Raw genomic sequence first — 17663 nt, forward strand, 5'->3', positions numbered from 1 at the left:
GGCACTGCTCCGTTAAAGTCTGGCAGTGGCGTAAAAGTATAAGTGCCGTCTCCATTTAATAACAAGGTGCCTTTATCAGCAATCGTCACCGGTGTACCAACTGCATGATCGGTCTCATCGATGCCATCACCGTCACTATCAACACTAAAGCTTGTCACTTTCAACCCAGCTTCAGGGCTTGAGGCATTGGTTAGTACACTACCTGAAGCAACTTCATCTTCCGCTATCTCAACATACTCATTATCATCAATAAGATCTGACTCAGGTGTCACCACAATTGTTAATGTTGATTCATTAGTATCGCCCGCTCCATCTTCTACAATATAGGTAACAACGGGAACATCTCCATTATAATCAGGTAACGGTGTAAAGGTATAATCACCATTACCATCCAATAATAACGTGCCTTTATCTACTATCGTGACAGGTACACCAACAGGATAATTAGTTTCATCTACACCGTCACCGTCACTATCAACACTAAAGCTTGTCACTTTCAACCCAGCTTCAGAGCTTGAGGCATTGGTTAGTACACTACCTGAAGCAACTTCATCTTCCGCTATCTCGACTTGCTCATTATCATCAGTTAAATCAGATACTGGTGGTTCAGGTTCAGGTTCAGGCTCTGGTTCAGGCTCTGGTTCTGGTTCAGGCTCTGGTTCTGGTTCAGGCTCTGGTTCTGGTTCAGGCTCTGGCTCAGGTTCGGCTACTGGTGGTTCTGGCTCAGCTACTGGTGGCTCTGGTTCTGGCTCTGGTTCAGCTACTGGTGGTTCGGGGTCAACAACCGGAACTTGTTCATTAATAGTATCTGCTTCAAAATTTGCAGGTAAAGGAGCCGCGTTATCTTGTTCTGCAGTATCGTAACCCGCTTGTGCTAAAGTTTCATCACCCGTTCGATTCAAAGTTATAAAATCGGTTCCCTCGTTAGCAACTTCACCTGCAGCCGTCTCAGGAAGATCAACGTCATCTCCAGAGGCAATTAACTCTTGAATTGCCTCTATCTCATTCTGCAGGTTATCTATATCTGTAATTTCGACAGCGTTAAGCTCACTCTCTGTAGTAACGGTATCAACAATCTCTTCCTTGACTAATTCTCCTTCAGAATTAGAAACTCTCTGTTGACTACCATCAGCAAAAGTTAATATAAGTTCACTGCCATTTGCTAAGTTAACTGTCGTGCCTGATTGAATAATATCGCCAACTTGTAATATAGTATTTTCAGCCAAATCAATACTTACTTCACCAATAACATCGGTTACTTCGGCATTTGCTGGGTTAGTATAATTTTCCATAGACAACCTTCCTATTAATTTGGTTTACCATATCTTAAAAAGCATTTAACAAAACTTAATGAATGATTAGCAATAAAATACTATAAATTAAGCTTAACTAATATTATTTAAATAAAGTCTGTACTAGCTATCTTTTATCGGTTAATTACTCCATAAAGTCAATGGCGTAATTAAGAATAATTAAGGTTATTTGCTATAACTTTGATCTACATTTGGCTTTTAAGATTATGCGTTCAGAAGTAGGCAATATGAGGTGCTTTTACTAGTTTAACAATGAACAATATATAACAAATAAACAAATAGCGATGCCGAGCGACATCGCCAATTAATAACAAAAATTACTATTTATTTTTAAAGCGACGAGCTGTTAATCCCGCTAACGCTAATGCAAAAATAGCAAGTGTTGATGGTTCTGGAACCGATGTAGTCACAGATTTAAAAACATAGTTTATATTAGCCCCTGCAATTGCACGATCACCAATATAAGCTGAGAATGCACCATCAACATTATAGAAATCATTAGGCTCAACATAAGACTCATCTTTTGATACTACTCCAACGTTAACTCCATTGACTGTACCTCCATAAATATCATACCAAGCCTCATGGTTAACGGTATATTCGGAAATATCTAAAAAATCAAATAAGTCATAGATCGCAATATCATTAGTACTTATAGCATATTCTTGATCACCAGTAAGAGCACCAAAAGTATGTGTTGCAGCCTCAATACCATTAAAGTTAGCAATCTCAGTATTAGCACCGTTTACGATTTCCACATCTGTAGGTAGTTTATATTCAATTTCTGAAGGAACTAAGTCGTATGAGCCTACATACTCCCATTGCACTCCTGCATCATCAGCATATAAATCACCTACAATTAACCCTGCATTCGCTTTTCCTGCAACACAAAGAGTAAATAAACAAACCAAAACAACATTTATAATTTTAAAACTCATACTACTTTCCTTAAACCCTACAGAGGGTCAGTAATTAAATCATATAAAACGGTATAGATCTCTTAACAACAGATAAAGCAATCTGTGTGCCAAAAATCAAATACTCTTATATATCAATAACAAAAAGCATAAACAATATTTATTATTATGCTGACTGTTAAAAAACATGACAGAAAATATTCCCTAACTATCATTTTTAAATTCAATGTATACTTACTTTATAGCTTAACACTTATGCATTATATTTTCATCAATTGATTATATTTTACCCAAACCATCAACAATTACAATGATATTACTTATCTACCATGACCATTTTATCCGAACTGCAACCTCTACATCATCCACTATTTACGAAACATAACGTAGTAGTTCAAGTAAAGCGTGATGATAATATTCACCCAACTATTTCGGGTAACAAGTGGCGAAAACTTAAATACAATTTAGAACATGTGTTACGGAGTAAAGATATTAATGGTGTACTTAGCTTTGGAGGCAGTTATTCAAACCACATACATGCTTTAGCATTTGCTTGTTTCCAAAAAGGTATACCTTGTGTAGGCTTCATCCGTGGTGAACAACAATATGCCAATAATTACACGTTAACATGGGCTAAATACTGGGGAATGGAGCTACATTTTATTGATCGTAAAACTTATCGTCGCAGACACGACATTGATTATTTAACCGAATTACAGCGACAGTATCCTAATTACTTTATAGTGCCCGAGGGTGGCAGTAACACACTAGCAATTAAAGGTGTTGCAGAAATAATCACAGAATTAAATAAACAAACTGATTACGACACATTAATCACGCCAGTAGGTAGTGGTGGCACTTTAGCGGGTCTTATCACTGGAGACCTCAACTCAAATGTGAATTTGCATAAACTATTAGGAATCGCTGTATTAAAAGAAGCCGATTACTTAACAAATACTATAAACAAATTATTACCAGGGCCAGTAAAATTGCATGATAACTGGCAATTACTCACTAACTTTCATCGTGGTGGTTATGCAAAGTTTAGCCAATTAGATGCCAACCGTATACTTGAATTTAACCGTATCACCAGTGTTGATTTTGAACCTGTTTATTCGGGAAAGATGCTTTTAGCGTTTATTGATTTACTTGAGCAAGGGTATTTTGCTAAAGGAGAGCGAATTATCTTATTACATACTGGTGGTATGCAAGGACTTGGTGGAATGATTGAACGTGGAATTTTAAAAACTGAACATTGGCGAGAGCCTGAAAAAGTAAACTTAATAAAAAAGCCGTAATAACTAAAGTTATTACGGCTTCTTATAAACTATTAACTCTTGCTGCTTAATTTCCAGATAGTACGCTAATTTAAAGCGGCTTTTATTTGGCCACTTACTACGCCCATATCGGCTCTACCTTGCATCAAGGGTTTTAATGTTGCCATTACCTTACCCATGTCAGCCATTGAGGCTGCACCAGTATCTGTAATAGCTTGATTAATTAAGTCGTTAATTTCTGCATTAGTTAAAGGTTGAGGAAGAAAGAACTCTAAAGCACTTACTTCTTCAGCTTCTTTCACAGCTAATTCATCACGACCACCATCAGTAAACATTTTGATTGATTCTTTACGCTGCTTAACCATTTTGGTTAATACGGCAATAACATTCTCATCAGTTGCTTCGGTGTTATGATCAATTTTTGCTTGTTTCACTGCAGATATAGCCATACGAATAACACCTAGACGTAATTTGTCTTGGGCACGCATGGCATTTTTCATTTCATCTTGGAGCTGAGTTAGAAGTAACATCTAATTATACTCCAAAGGTTACTAAGGACATTCTAAATAGAATGCTTTTAGTACATGCGAACGTGGCGTGCGTTCTCACGAGAAACTTTTTTCGCTGCACGTTTTACAGCAGCTGCTTTTTTACGCTTACGTTCCCAAGTTGGCTTTTCGTAACATTCGCGACGACGAACTTCAGAAAGGATTCCTGCTTTTTCACATGAACGTTTAAAACGACGTAATGCTACGTCAAATGGTTCGTTTTCTCTTACTTTAATTACTGGCATGTACTTTTTTACCTTAGTATTATATCTATATAAATCGGTGTTTAACTTCGATCTCTTAGTAAATTCTTTCTATTTAAAAAATAAACTCAATCTTGTTTACACCCGCTCTATCAAAAATGGGTGACGTATTCTACTGCTAAGTGCTAAGTGATGTAAAGATTAATCTCGCTCCTGTATCAAATATAGTAGCGAAATATCACTAGGACAGGTAAAATCGTCTCTTTTAAGTGAATCAAAAATAATTTTATGCGAATTTTAGGTATTGAAACTTCTTGCGACGAAACAGGTATTGCTATTTACGATGATGGGCAAGGCAATCGTTCTGAAGGGATCTTAGCCCACCAGCTTTATAGTCAAATTGCTGTACATGCTGATTATGGCGGCGTTGTACCTGAACTAGCTTCTCGTGATCATGTTCGCAAAACAATCCCTTTAATTCAAGCGGTATTAAAAGAAGCTAATTTAACCCCCAAAGATTTAGATGGCGTTGCATACACTGCAGGTCCTGGACTTGTTGGCGCACTATTAGTTGGTTGTTCAATTGGTCGAAGCTTAGCTTACGGTTGGAACTTACCAGCAGTACCGGTCCATCATATGGAGGGGCATTTATTAGCTCCTATGCTAGAAGATGATGTACCTGAATTCCCATTTGTTGCACTACTTGTATCAGGTGGCCACACCATGCTTGTTCGTGTCGACGGTATTGGTCAATATAAATTACTAGGTGAATCTGTTGATGACGCAGCTGGAGAAGCTTTTGATAAAACAGCGAAATTGTTAGGGCTAGACTACCCAGGCGGCCCTGCGTTATCAAAAATGGCCGAATCAGGTGTTGCTGGTAGATTCAAATTACCTCGCCCTATGACAGACAGACCAGGTTTAGATTTTAGTTTTAGCGGTTTAAAAACAGCAGCTGGTACGTTAGTTAGAAAAGAGTGTTTCTCTGCAGATGGCAAAAGCTTCTCGGATGATATACTTAAACAAACCCATGCAGATATTGCTAATGCTTTTCAACAAGCTGTCGTTGATACCTTAGCCATAAAGTGTAAACGTGCTTTACAACAAGAGAATTTAAATCGCTTAGTCATTGCTGGTGGTGTTAGTGCGAATACAGCACTACGAGAAAAATTAGCCATTACCACTAAAAAACTTGGTGGTAGTGTATTTTATCCTAGACCTGAATTTTGTACTGATAATGGCGCTATGATTGCTTATGCAGGCTTACAAAGATTAAAAGCAGGCACACACGCAGATCTAACTTTTAAAGCCAGTCCACGTTGGTCATTAGATAGCTTACCTGCAGTTTAAAGCAATACAATGATGATAGTAAATTAAATCGACTAATTTATTTTTGTAGAGATTTTACTTTCTGTTCCTTTAAGTAAACGAACAATATTGTCTTTATGGCGTAATATAATTAACGCACTCAACATTAAAGCCGGATAAACATAAAGCGGCTTTAATATAAAAATATACAACGGCGCCAAAGAAACAGTAACAATAGCCGCTAAACTTGAATATTTAGTTAATTTTGCCACTGTAAGCCAAGTAATAATCAGTAAAAATCCTAAACCTAAGCCAATAGGTAATAAAGTTCCTAAGGCGGTAGCCACTGCTTTACCACCTCGAAAATTAAAAAATATTGGATACATATGCCCTAGACAGGCTGCGACACCAATAATCCCCAAATCTAAAGGCTCAACTTGCAAGAAATAAGCACTCCATACTGGTAAAGTGCCTTTTAATATATCTAAAAACAATACAGTAGCAGCTGTCAGTTTATTACTTATTCTTAAAACGTTTGTTGCACCAGGGTTATTTGACCCTGTTGTTCTAGGATCAGGTAAGCCAAGCACTCTACACACTAAAATAGCACTTGAAATAGAGCCTAATAAATAAGCAGCAATGATCATAGCAAAGGTTAATAGCAACATAATAATAAGAATTATCACAAATATAACAATTTTCTTTATTCTATCTTGTTATCTGCTAGTTTTTCTACACTTGCACAGGTAAACTCGCTTTTTATTTTGTAAAAATGATTCAATAGGTAACAAATGGACAAGGTTTTTATCAAAGGGCTAGCTATTCAAACCACCATTGGCTTTTTTCAATGGGAAAAAGAAATCAAACAAACCTTAGTTATTGATGTAGACATGGCTTGGGATACTGCAAAAGCAGCTATAAATGATGAACTTGAAAAAACGTTAGATTATGCAGAAATATCCACAGCGATAGAAGCATTTGCTAATGACAACCCTGTTGATTTATTAGAAACATTGGCTGAACGTATGGCAAGTTATTTAATGTCACAGTTTCACATCCCTTGGTTACGACTCGCTATTGGCAAACCCGGAGCAGTACATAATGCTATCACTGTGGGTGTAGAAATTGAACGTGGTACGCTTGAACAAACTAAACTTCATAATGAAACTACAAAATAATGGCTGATATTTATATTTCTTTAGGTAGTAATATTGAGCGTGAATACCATGTTAAACATGGTCTTGAAGCACTTGCTATTACTTTTAATATTCCTTTTGCACAACTGTCCTTATCATCTTTATTTGAAAGTGAAGCTATCGGTTTCAGTGGTAACGCATTTTACAATATGGTTATAGGTATAAAAACTCACGATAGTGTCGAGCAAGTGGCTAGTAAGTTACGTAATATTGAAATTGATTATGGCCGAACACATGACGCGAAAAAATTTAGCCCTCGCACCTTAGATCTTGACTTATTACTCTACGACGACTTAATCATTGATACCCCAGCACAATTGCCTAGAGAAGAAATAGATAAAAATGCGTTTGTACTTTGGCCATTAAGTGAAATAGCGCCAACGCTTATTCACCCTTTATTAAAACTAAGCTATCAAACTCTTTGGCAAAATTATAATAAAACTAGCCAACACCTAAAAATCGTTAAAAATTGTTGGTAATCACCACAAGAAAAAGGGCACATAAAATATTATGACTACTTTAGAAATTATTATTTTAGCTTTACTTCAAGGCTTAACAGAGTTTTTACCCATTTCTAGCTCTGCTCATTTAATATTACCCTCTCAAATTTTGGGCTGGCAAGATCAAGGGCTAGCATTTGATGTTGCTGTACACGTAGGTACTTTATTAGCAGTCATGCTCTATTTTCGCAAAGAATTAGGAACAATGTCTGTTGCCTGGTTAAGTACGTTTAATATTGGTCCAGCTAAAAATGATACGGACAGCCATATTAAATTTGAAGGGAGACTTGCCTGGTGGATTATCTTTGCCACGGTACCCGCAGGCTTATTTGGCTTATTAGGAAAAGATTTAATAGAAGAGCATTTACGCTCAGCACTTATTATTGCACTAACCACAATATTATTTGGCTTTTTGTTAGGGTTTGCCGATGTAAAAGCCGGTAATAGAAAGGTTCATAAGCCACTGGAAAAATTAGGTATTAAAGGCGCAATGTTAATTGGTGTAGCACAAGCAATAGCACTTATTCCCGGTACTTCACGTTCAGGTATCACGATGACAATAGGATTAATGCTTGGTTTATCTAGAGATAATGCAGCCCGTTTTTCATTTTTATTATCAATCCCTGCCATTGCTATGGCTGGTAGTTACCTAACACTGAAATTGGTATTATCAACAGAAGCTGTTGACTGGCAAGCAATAGCCCTTGGCAGTTTTCTCGCTTTTATTAGCGCTTATGCTTGCATTCATTACTTCCTTATTTTATTAAACAAACTTGGTATGATGCCTTTTGTCATTTATCGTTTAATTCTAGGATTTGGCTTATTATGGTTTTTATTAGCTTAGAAAAGCGCACTCTTTAATATCATTTTTCAAAATAAATAATTTAAACAGAACATATAGCGAATTCAAATATGATTGCAATTACTTTAGAAAATTTTCAAAAAATCGTTTTAGAAGAATCAAAAAGCAAATTAGTATTAGTGGCTTTTTGGGCGCAACAAATACCTGAAAGTGTCGAATTAAAAGACAAATTAACCGTGAAAACAGCGCCCTATGCAGAACAAATACTCATGGCGACAGTCGACTGTGAAACACAGCAACAAATAGCGCAACAATTCGGTATTCAAGGTTTACCTACCGCTGTACTAGTGCAAGATGGGCAACCTATTGATGGGGTTTCAGGACCACAAACGGACGAAACCATTGCAACGTTTTTAGATAAGCATTTACCAAAACAAGAAGACACACTACTCGCCCAAGCAAAATTAGCGTTAACCGAAAATAATATCACTGAGGCACAAAATTTAATTACCCAAGCCTACCAACTTGATGAACAGCGCGCTGATATAAAATTGACACTAATCGATATCCATATACAAACAGGAAAAATAGAAGCAGCTCAAACATTATTAGATAGCATAAAAATGGTTGATCAAGATAGCTATTATCAAGCCTTATTAGCCAAACTAGAACTAGCAAACCAAGCTGCAAATTCACCAGAAATTCAAGTGTTAGAAAAAGAATTAGCCGATAACCCAAATGACATTAGCATCCAACATCAACTTGCGAGTCAATATAGCCAAGTAAATCGACATGAAGACGCTCTAAAAATATTATTTCGTTTAGTTCAAGCTGGTGAAGCAACAACTAAAGATAAAAGCAAAGAGTTATTTTTAGATGTATTAAAGTCATTACCTGATGGTGATATTATTGCCACTAAATACCGTCGTAAGCTATATACTCTTTTGTATTAAAAAACGAACGGTAAATAGCTAATTTCAATACCCGAAGAAAGAGATTAATGATTTCTTCGGCAATGAATATTGGCAATAATAAAGGTAACATTCTAAGGTAAATGTTCACTCGCTAAATAATCATGTGACTGCATTTCCTGCAAGCGGCTCAAACAGCGTTTAAATTCAAACGCTAAATTACCGCCGCTATATAGCTCTTCTAAAGGCATTTCTGCAGACATAATTAGTTTGACATTTCGTTCATAAAACTCATCAACTAAAGCAATGAAGCGTCGAGTACTGTCATCACTTTCTCGTCCCATTTGCTTAACATTAGCCATTAATACCGTATGATATTCTTGGCTAATTTTCATGTAATCACCTTGACTACGAGCACTTTCACATAAGACAGAAAAATCAAAATACACAATACCATCAGAGACAAGTACTGTAGGAAGTTGTCGATTATTTATTTCAATATCTACCCCAGACTTGATCGCGTCAGATGAAAGCTGTTTAAAATAATAATGTAAGTTATCAGTAGCTTTTTGGTCGAGTGGGTAATGGTAAATTTCAGCCTGCTCTAAAGTACGCAATCTATAATCAACACCGCTATCAACGTTTACAATCTCAGTATTTTCATTAATCAACTTAATAGCAGGTAAAAAACGTTCACGCTGTAAACCATTGCGATAAAGCTCATCAGGAACAATATTTGAAGTTGCAACTAAAATAACATTATGAGCGAAGAGCTCTTCAAATAAAGAGCCTAGAATCATAGCGTCTGTAATATCAGAGACAAAAAACTCATCAAAACAAATTATACGTGTTTCTTTAGCAAACTTTTTCGCGATAATTTTTAACGGATCTGATTGTCCAGTTAACGCTTTAAGCTCTTGATGAACACGATGCATAAAGCGATGAAAATGTACACGCATCTTGTTTTCAAAGGGTAAGCAATCATAAAAAGTATCAACTAAATAGGTTTTTCCTCGGCCTACTCCCCCCCAAAAATATAAACCTTTTATAGGTTTATCATCCTGTTTTTTATATACTTTTTTCCAACTATTTAAAACTTTTTTAAAGCTAGATATTTCTACCGGTTTGGTTTGTAAATCTTCATACAATCTTTGTAAATGCTTTACCGCATTTTCTTGAGCCGCATCAAAAAGAAAATCATCTTTTTTTAAATCTTGCTTATATTTATCAATAGGAGAGAGTTTAATCATGAATGAACCATGTTGAATTAGTTGTTACTTGCTTAAAAAGGAAAACTTACTTGAAAAAGAAAAAATTGCCAACATATTTAACCAATAAGTTAAGTTATCGCTACACAATATAATGCTTGCACTATATTATACTAAACAGATTAAACCTTACTTAGAGACAAATTTAATTAATTTGGTATTATTGTAAACCATTACAGCGTTAATTTATCACAAATTTTATTTCCATACATTTTAAGGTAATCCTATGACAGTTTTAAGCGCATTAATCATTTTTGTAGTTGGTGCAATTGTTGGCTTTTTTGCTAACCATTTTTTGTCATCTTCAAACCAAGAACAACGTAAATTATCAGAACAAGTAAGTAAAAGTGAAGCGGCGTTATCTCAATATAAAGTTGATGTTAGTGAACACCTTGCAACATCTGCCGGTTTATTAGAGCAAATGAATAATACGTGTCAAACAGCAATGAAACAAATGAAAGAAAGCACTCAGTTATTGCAACGCGTAACAACTAATGATGCTGATGGAATGCCTTTTTTTTCACAAGAAACACAAGAGCAACTAGCCCAAACAGCAGGTTTACGACATGAGAAACGTAGTACTCAACAAGATGAATCAAGTACAGAAGCTCCATTAGATTATTCTAATGAAGCAAGTGGTTTATTTGTCGATCAAAAGCCAAAAAACACCTAATAAGTTAGTATAAATATTGATTATTTATTATATCTTTCAGAAACATAGTGTTACAAATGTACAAAATGCATTTTTGAACTAAACCTATTTTATTCAGTCTATTTGGAGGTATATCAACTTAACATTAAGTTGATTCAATTAAGTTTAGGAGAATTCATCCGTATGAAAAAGTTATCAATTATTCCCTTATCTGCTGTACTAGGTGCGGCATTGCTTTCTAGCTCCCTCATACCACTTACAGCACAGGCGTACTCTATTTGGCCAAGTAGCGTTACTGGTCAAGAAATGCCGAGTCTGGCGCCAATGTTAGAGAAGTCAACACCTGCTGTAGTCAGTATTGCAGTCAAAGGTACCCACGAAGTTAGACAAAATGTCCCCAACATTTTTCGATTTTTTGGTAATCCAAATCAAAACCCTAACCAAGCACAGCAACGCCCATTTCGTGGTTTAGGTTCAGGGGTTATTATTGATGCTAAAGAAGGATATATTGTTACTAATAATCATGTAATTGAAAAAGCAGACGAAATATTAATAACATTAAAAGATGGGCGTCAAATTGAAGCAAAGAAAATAGGGTCTGATGCTGATTCAGATATCGCCCTATTACAGATTGATGCCGATAATCTAACTCAAATTAAAATAGCCGATTCAGATGAACTACGTGTTGGTGACTTTGCTATTGCTATCGGTAGTCCTTTTGGCTTAGGCCAAACGGTAACCTCAGGCATTGTCAGTGCTTTAGGACGTAGTGGGCTAAATATTGAAGACTACGAGGACTTTATTCAAACCGATGCAGCGATCAATAGTGGTAACTCTGGTGGAGCCCTAATTAACCTACGTGGTGAATTGATAGGCATCAATACTGCCATTTTAGGCCCTAATGGCGGTAACATTGGTATCGGTTTTGCTATTCCTAGCAACATGATGAATAATTTAACTAAACAAATCATAGAGTTCGGCGAAGTACACCGTGGTGTACTAGGAGTTTCAGGCCGTAGCCTTAACAGTGAAATTGCAAAAGCAATGGAACTAGAAACAAACCAAGGTGGTTTTATTGAGCAAGTAATGCCTGATTCAGCTGCCGATGAAGCAGGTATAGAACCTGGTGATGTCATCACTAAAGTGAATGGCAAGCCAATAAAAACCTTTAATGAGTTACGTGGCAAAATTGGCTCTATCGGTGCAGGAAAAGAGGTTGAATTAACCATTGTACGTAATGGTAAAGAAAAAGAACTCGACGTTACCTTAAAACAATCTCAAGGTAATAATGTAGCAGCAGCTAGTATACATCCAATGTTTAAAGGGGCTGAATTAGAAAACAACAATAATAATAATGGTGTTATTATCAAAAATGTTGAAGAAAATTCTCCAGCTGCGCTAGTTGGTTTAAAAACTGGTGATTTAATTACTGCAATAAACCGCACACGTATTAATAATGTTGGAGATCTGCGTAGTTACTTAAAAGACAAAGAAGGTGTTTTTGCATTAAACATAATTCGTGATAATTACTCTCAATATTTAATGATTCGATAAAAACCTTATCATTAACAAAAAGGCTAGTAAAAACTAGCCTTTTTATTTTTCTATTCGTCCAATATTTTATGCTAAACTCAAAAAATATAACAAAAATGATTATCGCAATGATAACTATTATACTGGACGCTATCCTTTGAAATTAAAACCTGCATTAAAGTACATTATAAATTCTATTAGTTATGGCGTATTATTTGCCGTTGCTTTACTTCTATTAAAACCAAATTTGAATGACAATACTTTCATAAAACAACTTCTGAGTACCGAACAGCAAGAAACAAGTCCTCTTTCTTATGCTAAGGCTGTCAGTGTCGCTAGTCCTGCTGTAGTGAATATTTATTCTGAAGACATTATGCCAAGCTCTGTATATGGTCAGGCTGCCCGTAAAACAACCACATTAGGCTCGGGTGTTATCATGGATAGCAATGGCTATATCCTAACTAATCTGCATGTTATTCAAAATGCAGATTTAATTCATGTTGTATTGCAAAATGGCCAACAATTTCCTGCTCAAATCATTGGTTTTGATCAAATTACCGACCTTGCAGTATTGAAAGTTAACGCCAGTAATTTACCTACTATTCCACAAAAATATAATCAGCAATCGCTCGCTGGTGATATCGTTCTCGCGATAGGAAACCCTTTAAATCTAGGACAAACAGTTACGCAAGGTATCATCAGTGCTACGGGTAGAAGTGGCTTAAGTAACACTAGTTATCTAAACTTTTTACAAATGGATGCCGCTATTAATGAGGGCAACTCTGGTGGTGCTTTGGTTAATAGTAATGGTGTATTAGTTGGCATCAACTCAAGAAAATTTACTCAGTCAAACCCTCAACTAAATATTCAAGGAATTTTCTTTGCTGTTCCTTATGAACTAGCAGCTAAAATCATGCAACAAATTATTGAGAATGGTCGTGTAGTTCGTGGTTGGCTGGGTATTTCTGCGACTCAATATTCTACAGATGCAAAAGGAATTGTCGTTGAAGAGGTAAGTCCAAATAGCCCAGCAAAAGTAGGCAACATTCAAGTAGGTGATATTCTGTACCAGATAGGATCTCAACCTATAAATAGTATTGTACAAGCACTAGATATAGTTGCTGAAACAAAACCAAATACAACATTAATATTTAAACTGTACCGCCAAGGAAAAATTATTGAAACAAATATTACTATTGCTGAGTTTACTAATTAACTAGCGTATAACTTGCTAAAATAATTTATTAATGGCTTAAGATATATTGTTCCATTTCATCTGCGGGCATAGGTTTCGCGTAATAAAAACCTTGCCCATATAAACACTCCATCTTTTGAAGTAATTGTGCATTTTCAAGACTTTCAATGCCTTCACCTATGGTGGCCATACCAAGACTTGTCGCTAGATCAATAATAGTTTTGATAATAGCTCTACTATTATTCTGTTCATGAAAGTTATTAATAAAAGAGCGATCTATTTTCAAAACATCGATAGGAAATTGATGTAAATAACTTAAACTTGAATACCCAGTACCAAAATCATCAAGTAATATTTTAACACCTAAACGTTTGAGCGCTTTCATATTAGATAACACAATTTCGGTATTTTCCAACAGCGCTCGCTCTGTTAACTCAACCCTTAAATTCTCTGGCTTCAAACCAGTTTCTATCAATATACGTTCAATATCATCAGGTAATGTTGCACTAAAAAACTGATTACAAAATAAATTACAGCTAACATATAAGTCATGACGTAATAACGTGTCTTGCCATAATTTCAACTGCTGACACGATTTTTTCAATATCTGAAAATCAATTGCTTGCACTAAATTGGTTTCTTCGGCTAACGGAATAAACTCATCTGGATACACAAAGCCACGCTTATGGCTTGGCCAGCGAGCTAAGGCCTCAAAGCCTTTTATTTCTTCATTATTTAGCTGTATTATAGGTTGATAGTAAGGAATAAACTCTTCCCACTCAATCGCTTCCCTAATATCCGCTTCCAGAGAGAGTGCATTTTGTACTCTTTGATGCATACTTGCATCAAAAACTTCATAACGTCCCTTACCATTGCCCTTAGCATGATACATTGCAGTATCGGCATCTCTTAGCATAGTATCTGCATCATTGTAGCGTTTGTCACTAAACAAAATACCAATACTAGTTCCAGTGAATACTAATTGGTTATTAATAACAAAAGGCTCGGTAAGAAAATCAGTTATTCGTTGAGCTATATCAAAGGCTTTCTGATCTGATTCGAGATCTTCAATTAAAATAACAAACTCATCACCACCAAGTCTAGCAACAGTATCTTTACCACGTAAAATAGAAGACAACTCATAGGCTATAAGTTTTAATAATGTATCTCCAGCTTGGTGACCTAAACTATCATTAACAACTTTAAAACGATCCAAATCTAAAAATAATACCGCAAAGGATAACTCTGGCTTTCGTTTGTTGCAGGCAATAGCATGATTTAATAGGTCAAGAAATACAGCTCTATTAGGTAGACCTGTTAAGCTATCGTGTGAAGCGGTGTGTTTTAATTTTTTTTCAGCTTGCTTACGTTGCAGAATTTCTTCTTCAAGCGCTAAGGTTCTTAGTTTGACTTGTTCCTCTAAGAGCTCATGGTTTTGTCTTTCTATTTCCGACATTTCTCGGCGTTTAATCGCAGAAGAAACATGATTAGAAACAAAATTAAGTAATTCTGCATCTTGTTCACTATAAATAGTACGAGGAGAATAACTTTGAATCACCATAACGCCTAATAGCTTTCCAACATAAAGTAAGGGAACCCCTAGCCAAGACTGTTCATCAGAAGTAGGCTTTCGAGTTTGACCACTCTCAAACAGCTCTTGCATATCTTGCTTCGTTAAAAGAACCGTTTTTTGCTGACGAATAACCAGCTCAGAATAATGATCTGATAGCTTTCTTTTTTTGAAATAATTTCGATCATGGTTTGACTCTTCATCGACAACATAAACATACTCAATCGTGTCACTTTCTTCATCGTATTTAGCAATAAAGAAATTAGTTGCGTTAATGAGCTGGCCAACAATATTGTGTACTTTCGAATAAAAAGCATCGATATCAAAACTAGCATCATTCGCCAACTCTGAAATTCGATATAAGGACTCTTGTAATAATTCGGACTTTTCTCGTTCCCGAATTTGTGCCATTAACTCTTGTGTACGTGCGTTTACAGCACTGGTTAAGCGCTCTTTATCTTGTAGACGGATCATAGCACTAACTACATGTTGACCAGTAAAAGTCAGCATATTTAAGTCTTGCTCAGTATACCTAACTTTTTCATTGTAACTTTGTACAACCATCACTCCAATAACTAAATCATTATGTAATAACGGCACACCAACCCAATCAGTTCCAGTTGAACCATGCTGCGTTATTTTACCGTTTTCATAGAGTTGTTTCTCTAATGATGGATTTACTAAGAGGGGCTGTGATGACTCTATCACCAGATGGGTAAAGGAGCCTGCAAGGGCATCATAATCTATAACACCTTCAGGCCTTTCATCTTTTTCATCTACATGATAAACAAACTCAAGTGTATTAAAAGTTTGATCATAAGTAACAACATAGAAATTCTCAGCCGTCATTAATGAGGCTATAGTTTTATGGACTTTAGGATAGAAATGGTTTAAATCTTCACACTCTTGAGATAATTTATTCAAATTAAACAAGGCATTATAACGTAACTGCAAATCTTGATGTTCTGATTGTAAAGTCAGAAGTGCTTGTTCCGCTGTTTCTTCTTTCTTAGGTTTAGCAGTGTCCATATTATTTTTTAAAGATCCATTAGACATAAATAAAAATCACCATTTCTACTACTTTCAATTTAATTCCATCAAGTGTATATATAAGCATAATATCTCGACGTAAAATTCACTCTGATAATGCTAAAATGACTGAATGATATAGGTATTATTTATTGTTAGCTTCCTCATTCATATTTTTAATAATTTCTTTTCTTTTGTGTTTATTACCACAAATAGCTTGTTGCTTTTCATCACGGTAATAACGAATATCAATACAATCTTGCTGGTATCTGCGCTCAAGTTCAGTACGAATTAACGGTTGCCCTTTAGTGTTCACTATTTGACGATGTAATGCTTGGCATTGTTGAATTTGTTCTGATGCTAACGTGATATCTTCACAAGTCTCATTATTACTTGAGCAAGCGGCTAAAAAAAGAACCAAAAATATAACTGAAAAAAAAGATAACTTCATGTTGTGTTTCACTTATTTATATTACAAATTTATTATTGAGCACATTATATAGCAAAGCATTAAAAAATCGTTATTATTTGTTTATATGCTTGATGATAGCTAATATCCGTTTACAATTGGCTTATACTTTACCTTAAAGAGAAAAAAATGACACTATCCGTTGTTGATTACACTGCTAAGAACGCACCAGAGCTGTTTGTGAAAAGCCTGAGAGAAACAGGATTTGGCGTATTAAAAAACCATCCTATTCAGCAATCTTTAGTTGAATCTATTTATCTTAATTGGCAAGAATTTTTTAATAGTCACGCCAAACAAGAGTTTGCTTTTGATGTTGAAAAACAAGATGGCTATTTTTCTTCTGAGATTTCAGAAGTAGCTAAAGGCCATACTCAAAAAGATATTAAAGAATATTTTCATGTTTACCCATGGGGCCGTATTCCTGATTCATTAAAAGATGAAATACTCAACTATTACCAATTAGCGTCTAACTTAGCCAGTGAACTATTAGACTGGGTGGAAGCCTATAGCCCTGAAGACGTAGCAAAAAACTATTCTCAACCGTTGTCTAGCATGATTAAAGATACACCAAATACGCTATTACGCATTTTGCATTATCCTCCATTAACTGGCGATGAAGAAGCTGGCGCAATAAGAGCTGCTGCTCACGAAGATATTAACTTGTTAACTATATTACCAGCAGCAAATGAACCAGGCTTACAGGTACAGTGCCAAGATGGTAGCTGGATAAATGTCCCTAGTGACTTTGGTAATTTAATTATTAATATAGGTGATATGTTACAAGAAGCATCAGGAGGGTACTTTCCTTCAACTACTCACCGTGTCATTAACCCTACCGGTAAAGCTAGCACAAAGTCACGTATTTCATTGCCGCTTTTCTTACACCCTTGTAGTGATGTAAAATTGTCAGATCAACATACTCAAGCCAGTTACCTACTTGAACGCCTACGCGAACTAGGTGTTAAATAAACG

At 35.7% G+C, this 17663-nt stretch carries 18 protein-coding genes; 10 read left to right on the plus strand and 8 right to left on the minus strand.

The window, feature by feature from the left end; genetic code table 11:
* Nucleotides 1–1292: retention module-containing protein (locus Q4503_RS17135; protein WP_303603011.1), on the minus strand; the 1292-nt coding region annotated here is incomplete at its 3' end.
* Nucleotides 1293–1633: 341 nt separating this feature from the next.
* Complete coding sequence (locus Q4503_RS17140) at nt 1634–2251, minus strand: PEP-CTERM sorting domain-containing protein (RefSeq protein ID WP_303603012.1); 618 nt, start codon at nt 2249–2251, stop codon at nt 1634–1636.
* 308 nt (nt 2252–2559) lie between these two features.
* Here Q4503_RS17140 and Q4503_RS17145 point away from each other — a divergent pair, with 308 nt between their 5' ends.
* Nucleotides 2560–3528 carry a 1-aminocyclopropane-1-carboxylate deaminase/D-cysteine desulfhydrase gene (locus Q4503_RS17145; protein WP_215974294.1) on the plus strand — a complete coding sequence of 323 codons (969 nt, stop codon included), beginning with the start codon at nt 2560–2562 and terminating at the stop codon, nt 3526–3528.
* A 65-nt stretch (nt 3529–3593) separates the two neighbouring features.
* Here the strand turns inward: Q4503_RS17145 and Q4503_RS17150 are convergent, their stop codons facing one another.
* Nucleotides 3594–4037, minus strand: coding sequence for a GatB/YqeY domain-containing protein (locus tag Q4503_RS17150; protein ID WP_215974293.1), 444 nt, complete (start codon nt 4035–4037; stop codon nt 3594–3596).
* Between the two features lie 47 nt (nt 4038–4084).
* Nucleotides 4085–4300, minus strand: coding sequence for a 30S ribosomal protein S21 (gene rpsU, locus Q4503_RS17155; protein ID WP_114326764.1), 216 nt, complete (start codon nt 4298–4300; stop codon nt 4085–4087).
* Between the two features lie 246 nt (nt 4301–4546).
* On the opposite strand from rpsU, the gene tsaD reads away from it, so the two are divergent.
* Nucleotides 4547–5608 (plus strand): tRNA (adenosine(37)-N6)-threonylcarbamoyltransferase complex transferase subunit TsaD, encoded by a 1062-nt coding sequence (gene tsaD / locus Q4503_RS17160; RefSeq protein WP_303603013.1) that lies wholly within the window; start codon nt 4547–4549, stop codon nt 5606–5608.
* A gap of 32 nt (nt 5609–5640) precedes the next feature.
* Here tsaD and plsY read toward each other — a convergent pair whose 3' ends face one another.
* On the minus strand, nt 5641–6234 hold the full coding sequence (gene plsY / locus Q4503_RS17165; protein WP_215974291.1) for a glycerol-3-phosphate 1-O-acyltransferase PlsY: 594 nt from the start codon (nt 6232–6234) through the stop codon (nt 5641–5643).
* A gap of 123 nt (nt 6235–6357) precedes the next feature.
* On the opposite strand from plsY, the gene folB reads away from it, so the two are divergent.
* The 4 genes from folB (at nt 6358) to Q4503_RS17185 (ending at nt 9017) form a co-directional block, all read left to right on the plus strand.
* Nucleotides 6358–6744 carry a dihydroneopterin aldolase gene (gene folB / locus Q4503_RS17170; RefSeq protein WP_215974290.1) on the plus strand — a complete coding sequence of 129 codons (387 nt, stop codon included), beginning with the start codon at nt 6358–6360 and terminating at the stop codon, nt 6742–6744.
* Complete coding sequence (gene folK, locus Q4503_RS17175; RefSeq protein ID WP_215974289.1) at nt 6744–7241, plus strand: 2-amino-4-hydroxy-6-hydroxymethyldihydropteridine diphosphokinase; 498 nt, start codon at nt 6744–6746, stop codon at nt 7239–7241. Before folB ends, folK begins: the two co-directional genes overlap by 1 nt.
* A gap of 31 nt (nt 7242–7272) precedes the next feature.
* Nucleotides 7273–8106 carry an undecaprenyl-diphosphate phosphatase gene (locus tag Q4503_RS17180; protein ID WP_303603014.1) on the plus strand — a complete coding sequence of 278 codons (834 nt, stop codon included), beginning with the start codon at nt 7273–7275 and terminating at the stop codon, nt 8104–8106.
* A gap of 68 nt (nt 8107–8174) precedes the next feature.
* Complete coding sequence (locus Q4503_RS17185; RefSeq protein WP_303603015.1) at nt 8175–9017, plus strand: tetratricopeptide repeat protein; 843 nt, start codon at nt 8175–8177, stop codon at nt 9015–9017.
* A gap of 92 nt (nt 9018–9109) precedes the next feature.
* On the opposite strand, the gene zapE is transcribed toward Q4503_RS17185, so the two are convergent.
* Entirely contained in the window at nt 9110–10225 is a 1116-nt protein-coding gene (gene zapE, locus Q4503_RS17190) for a cell division protein ZapE (RefSeq protein WP_215974286.1), read from the minus strand.
* Between the two features lie 244 nt (nt 10226–10469).
* On the opposite strand from zapE, the gene Q4503_RS17195 reads away from it, so the two are divergent.
* From Q4503_RS17195 to Q4503_RS17205, 3 genes are all read left to right on the plus strand, one after another.
* Nucleotides 10470–10916, plus strand: a complete 447-nt coding sequence (locus Q4503_RS17195) for a YhcB family protein (protein ID WP_215974285.1) — start codon at nt 10470–10472, stop codon at nt 10914–10916.
* Between the two features lie 162 nt (nt 10917–11078).
* Nucleotides 11079–12449, plus strand: coding sequence for a Do family serine endopeptidase (locus tag Q4503_RS17200; RefSeq protein ID WP_215974284.1), 1371 nt, complete (start codon nt 11079–11081; stop codon nt 12447–12449).
* Between the two features lie 136 nt (nt 12450–12585).
* Entirely contained in the window at nt 12586–13644 is a 1059-nt protein-coding gene (locus Q4503_RS17205; protein ID WP_303603016.1) for a trypsin-like peptidase domain-containing protein, read from the plus strand.
* Nucleotides 13645–13672: 28 nt separating this feature from the next.
* Here the strand turns inward: Q4503_RS17205 and Q4503_RS17210 are convergent, their stop codons facing one another.
* Together Q4503_RS17210 and Q4503_RS17215 are read right to left on the minus strand one after the other, a co-directional pair.
* On the minus strand, nt 13673–16249 hold the full coding sequence (locus Q4503_RS17210; protein WP_303603017.1) for an EAL domain-containing protein: 2577 nt from the start codon (nt 16247–16249) through the stop codon (nt 13673–13675).
* A gap of 118 nt (nt 16250–16367) precedes the next feature.
* Nucleotides 16368–16673 carry a hypothetical protein gene (locus Q4503_RS17215; protein ID WP_215974282.1) on the minus strand — a complete coding sequence of 102 codons (306 nt, stop codon included), beginning with the start codon at nt 16671–16673 and terminating at the stop codon, nt 16368–16370.
* A gap of 147 nt (nt 16674–16820) precedes the next feature.
* Here Q4503_RS17215 and Q4503_RS17220 point away from each other — a divergent pair, with 147 nt between their 5' ends.
* Nucleotides 16821–17660, plus strand: a complete 840-nt coding sequence (locus Q4503_RS17220; protein WP_215974281.1) for a 2OG-Fe(II) oxygenase family protein — start codon at nt 16821–16823, stop codon at nt 17658–17660.
* Nucleotides 17661–17663: the final 3 nt, after the last annotated feature.

This window comes from Colwellia sp. 6_MG-2023 (genome assembly GCF_030547765.1).
GTDB lineage: Bacteria > Pseudomonadota > Gammaproteobacteria > Enterobacterales > Alteromonadaceae > Colwellia.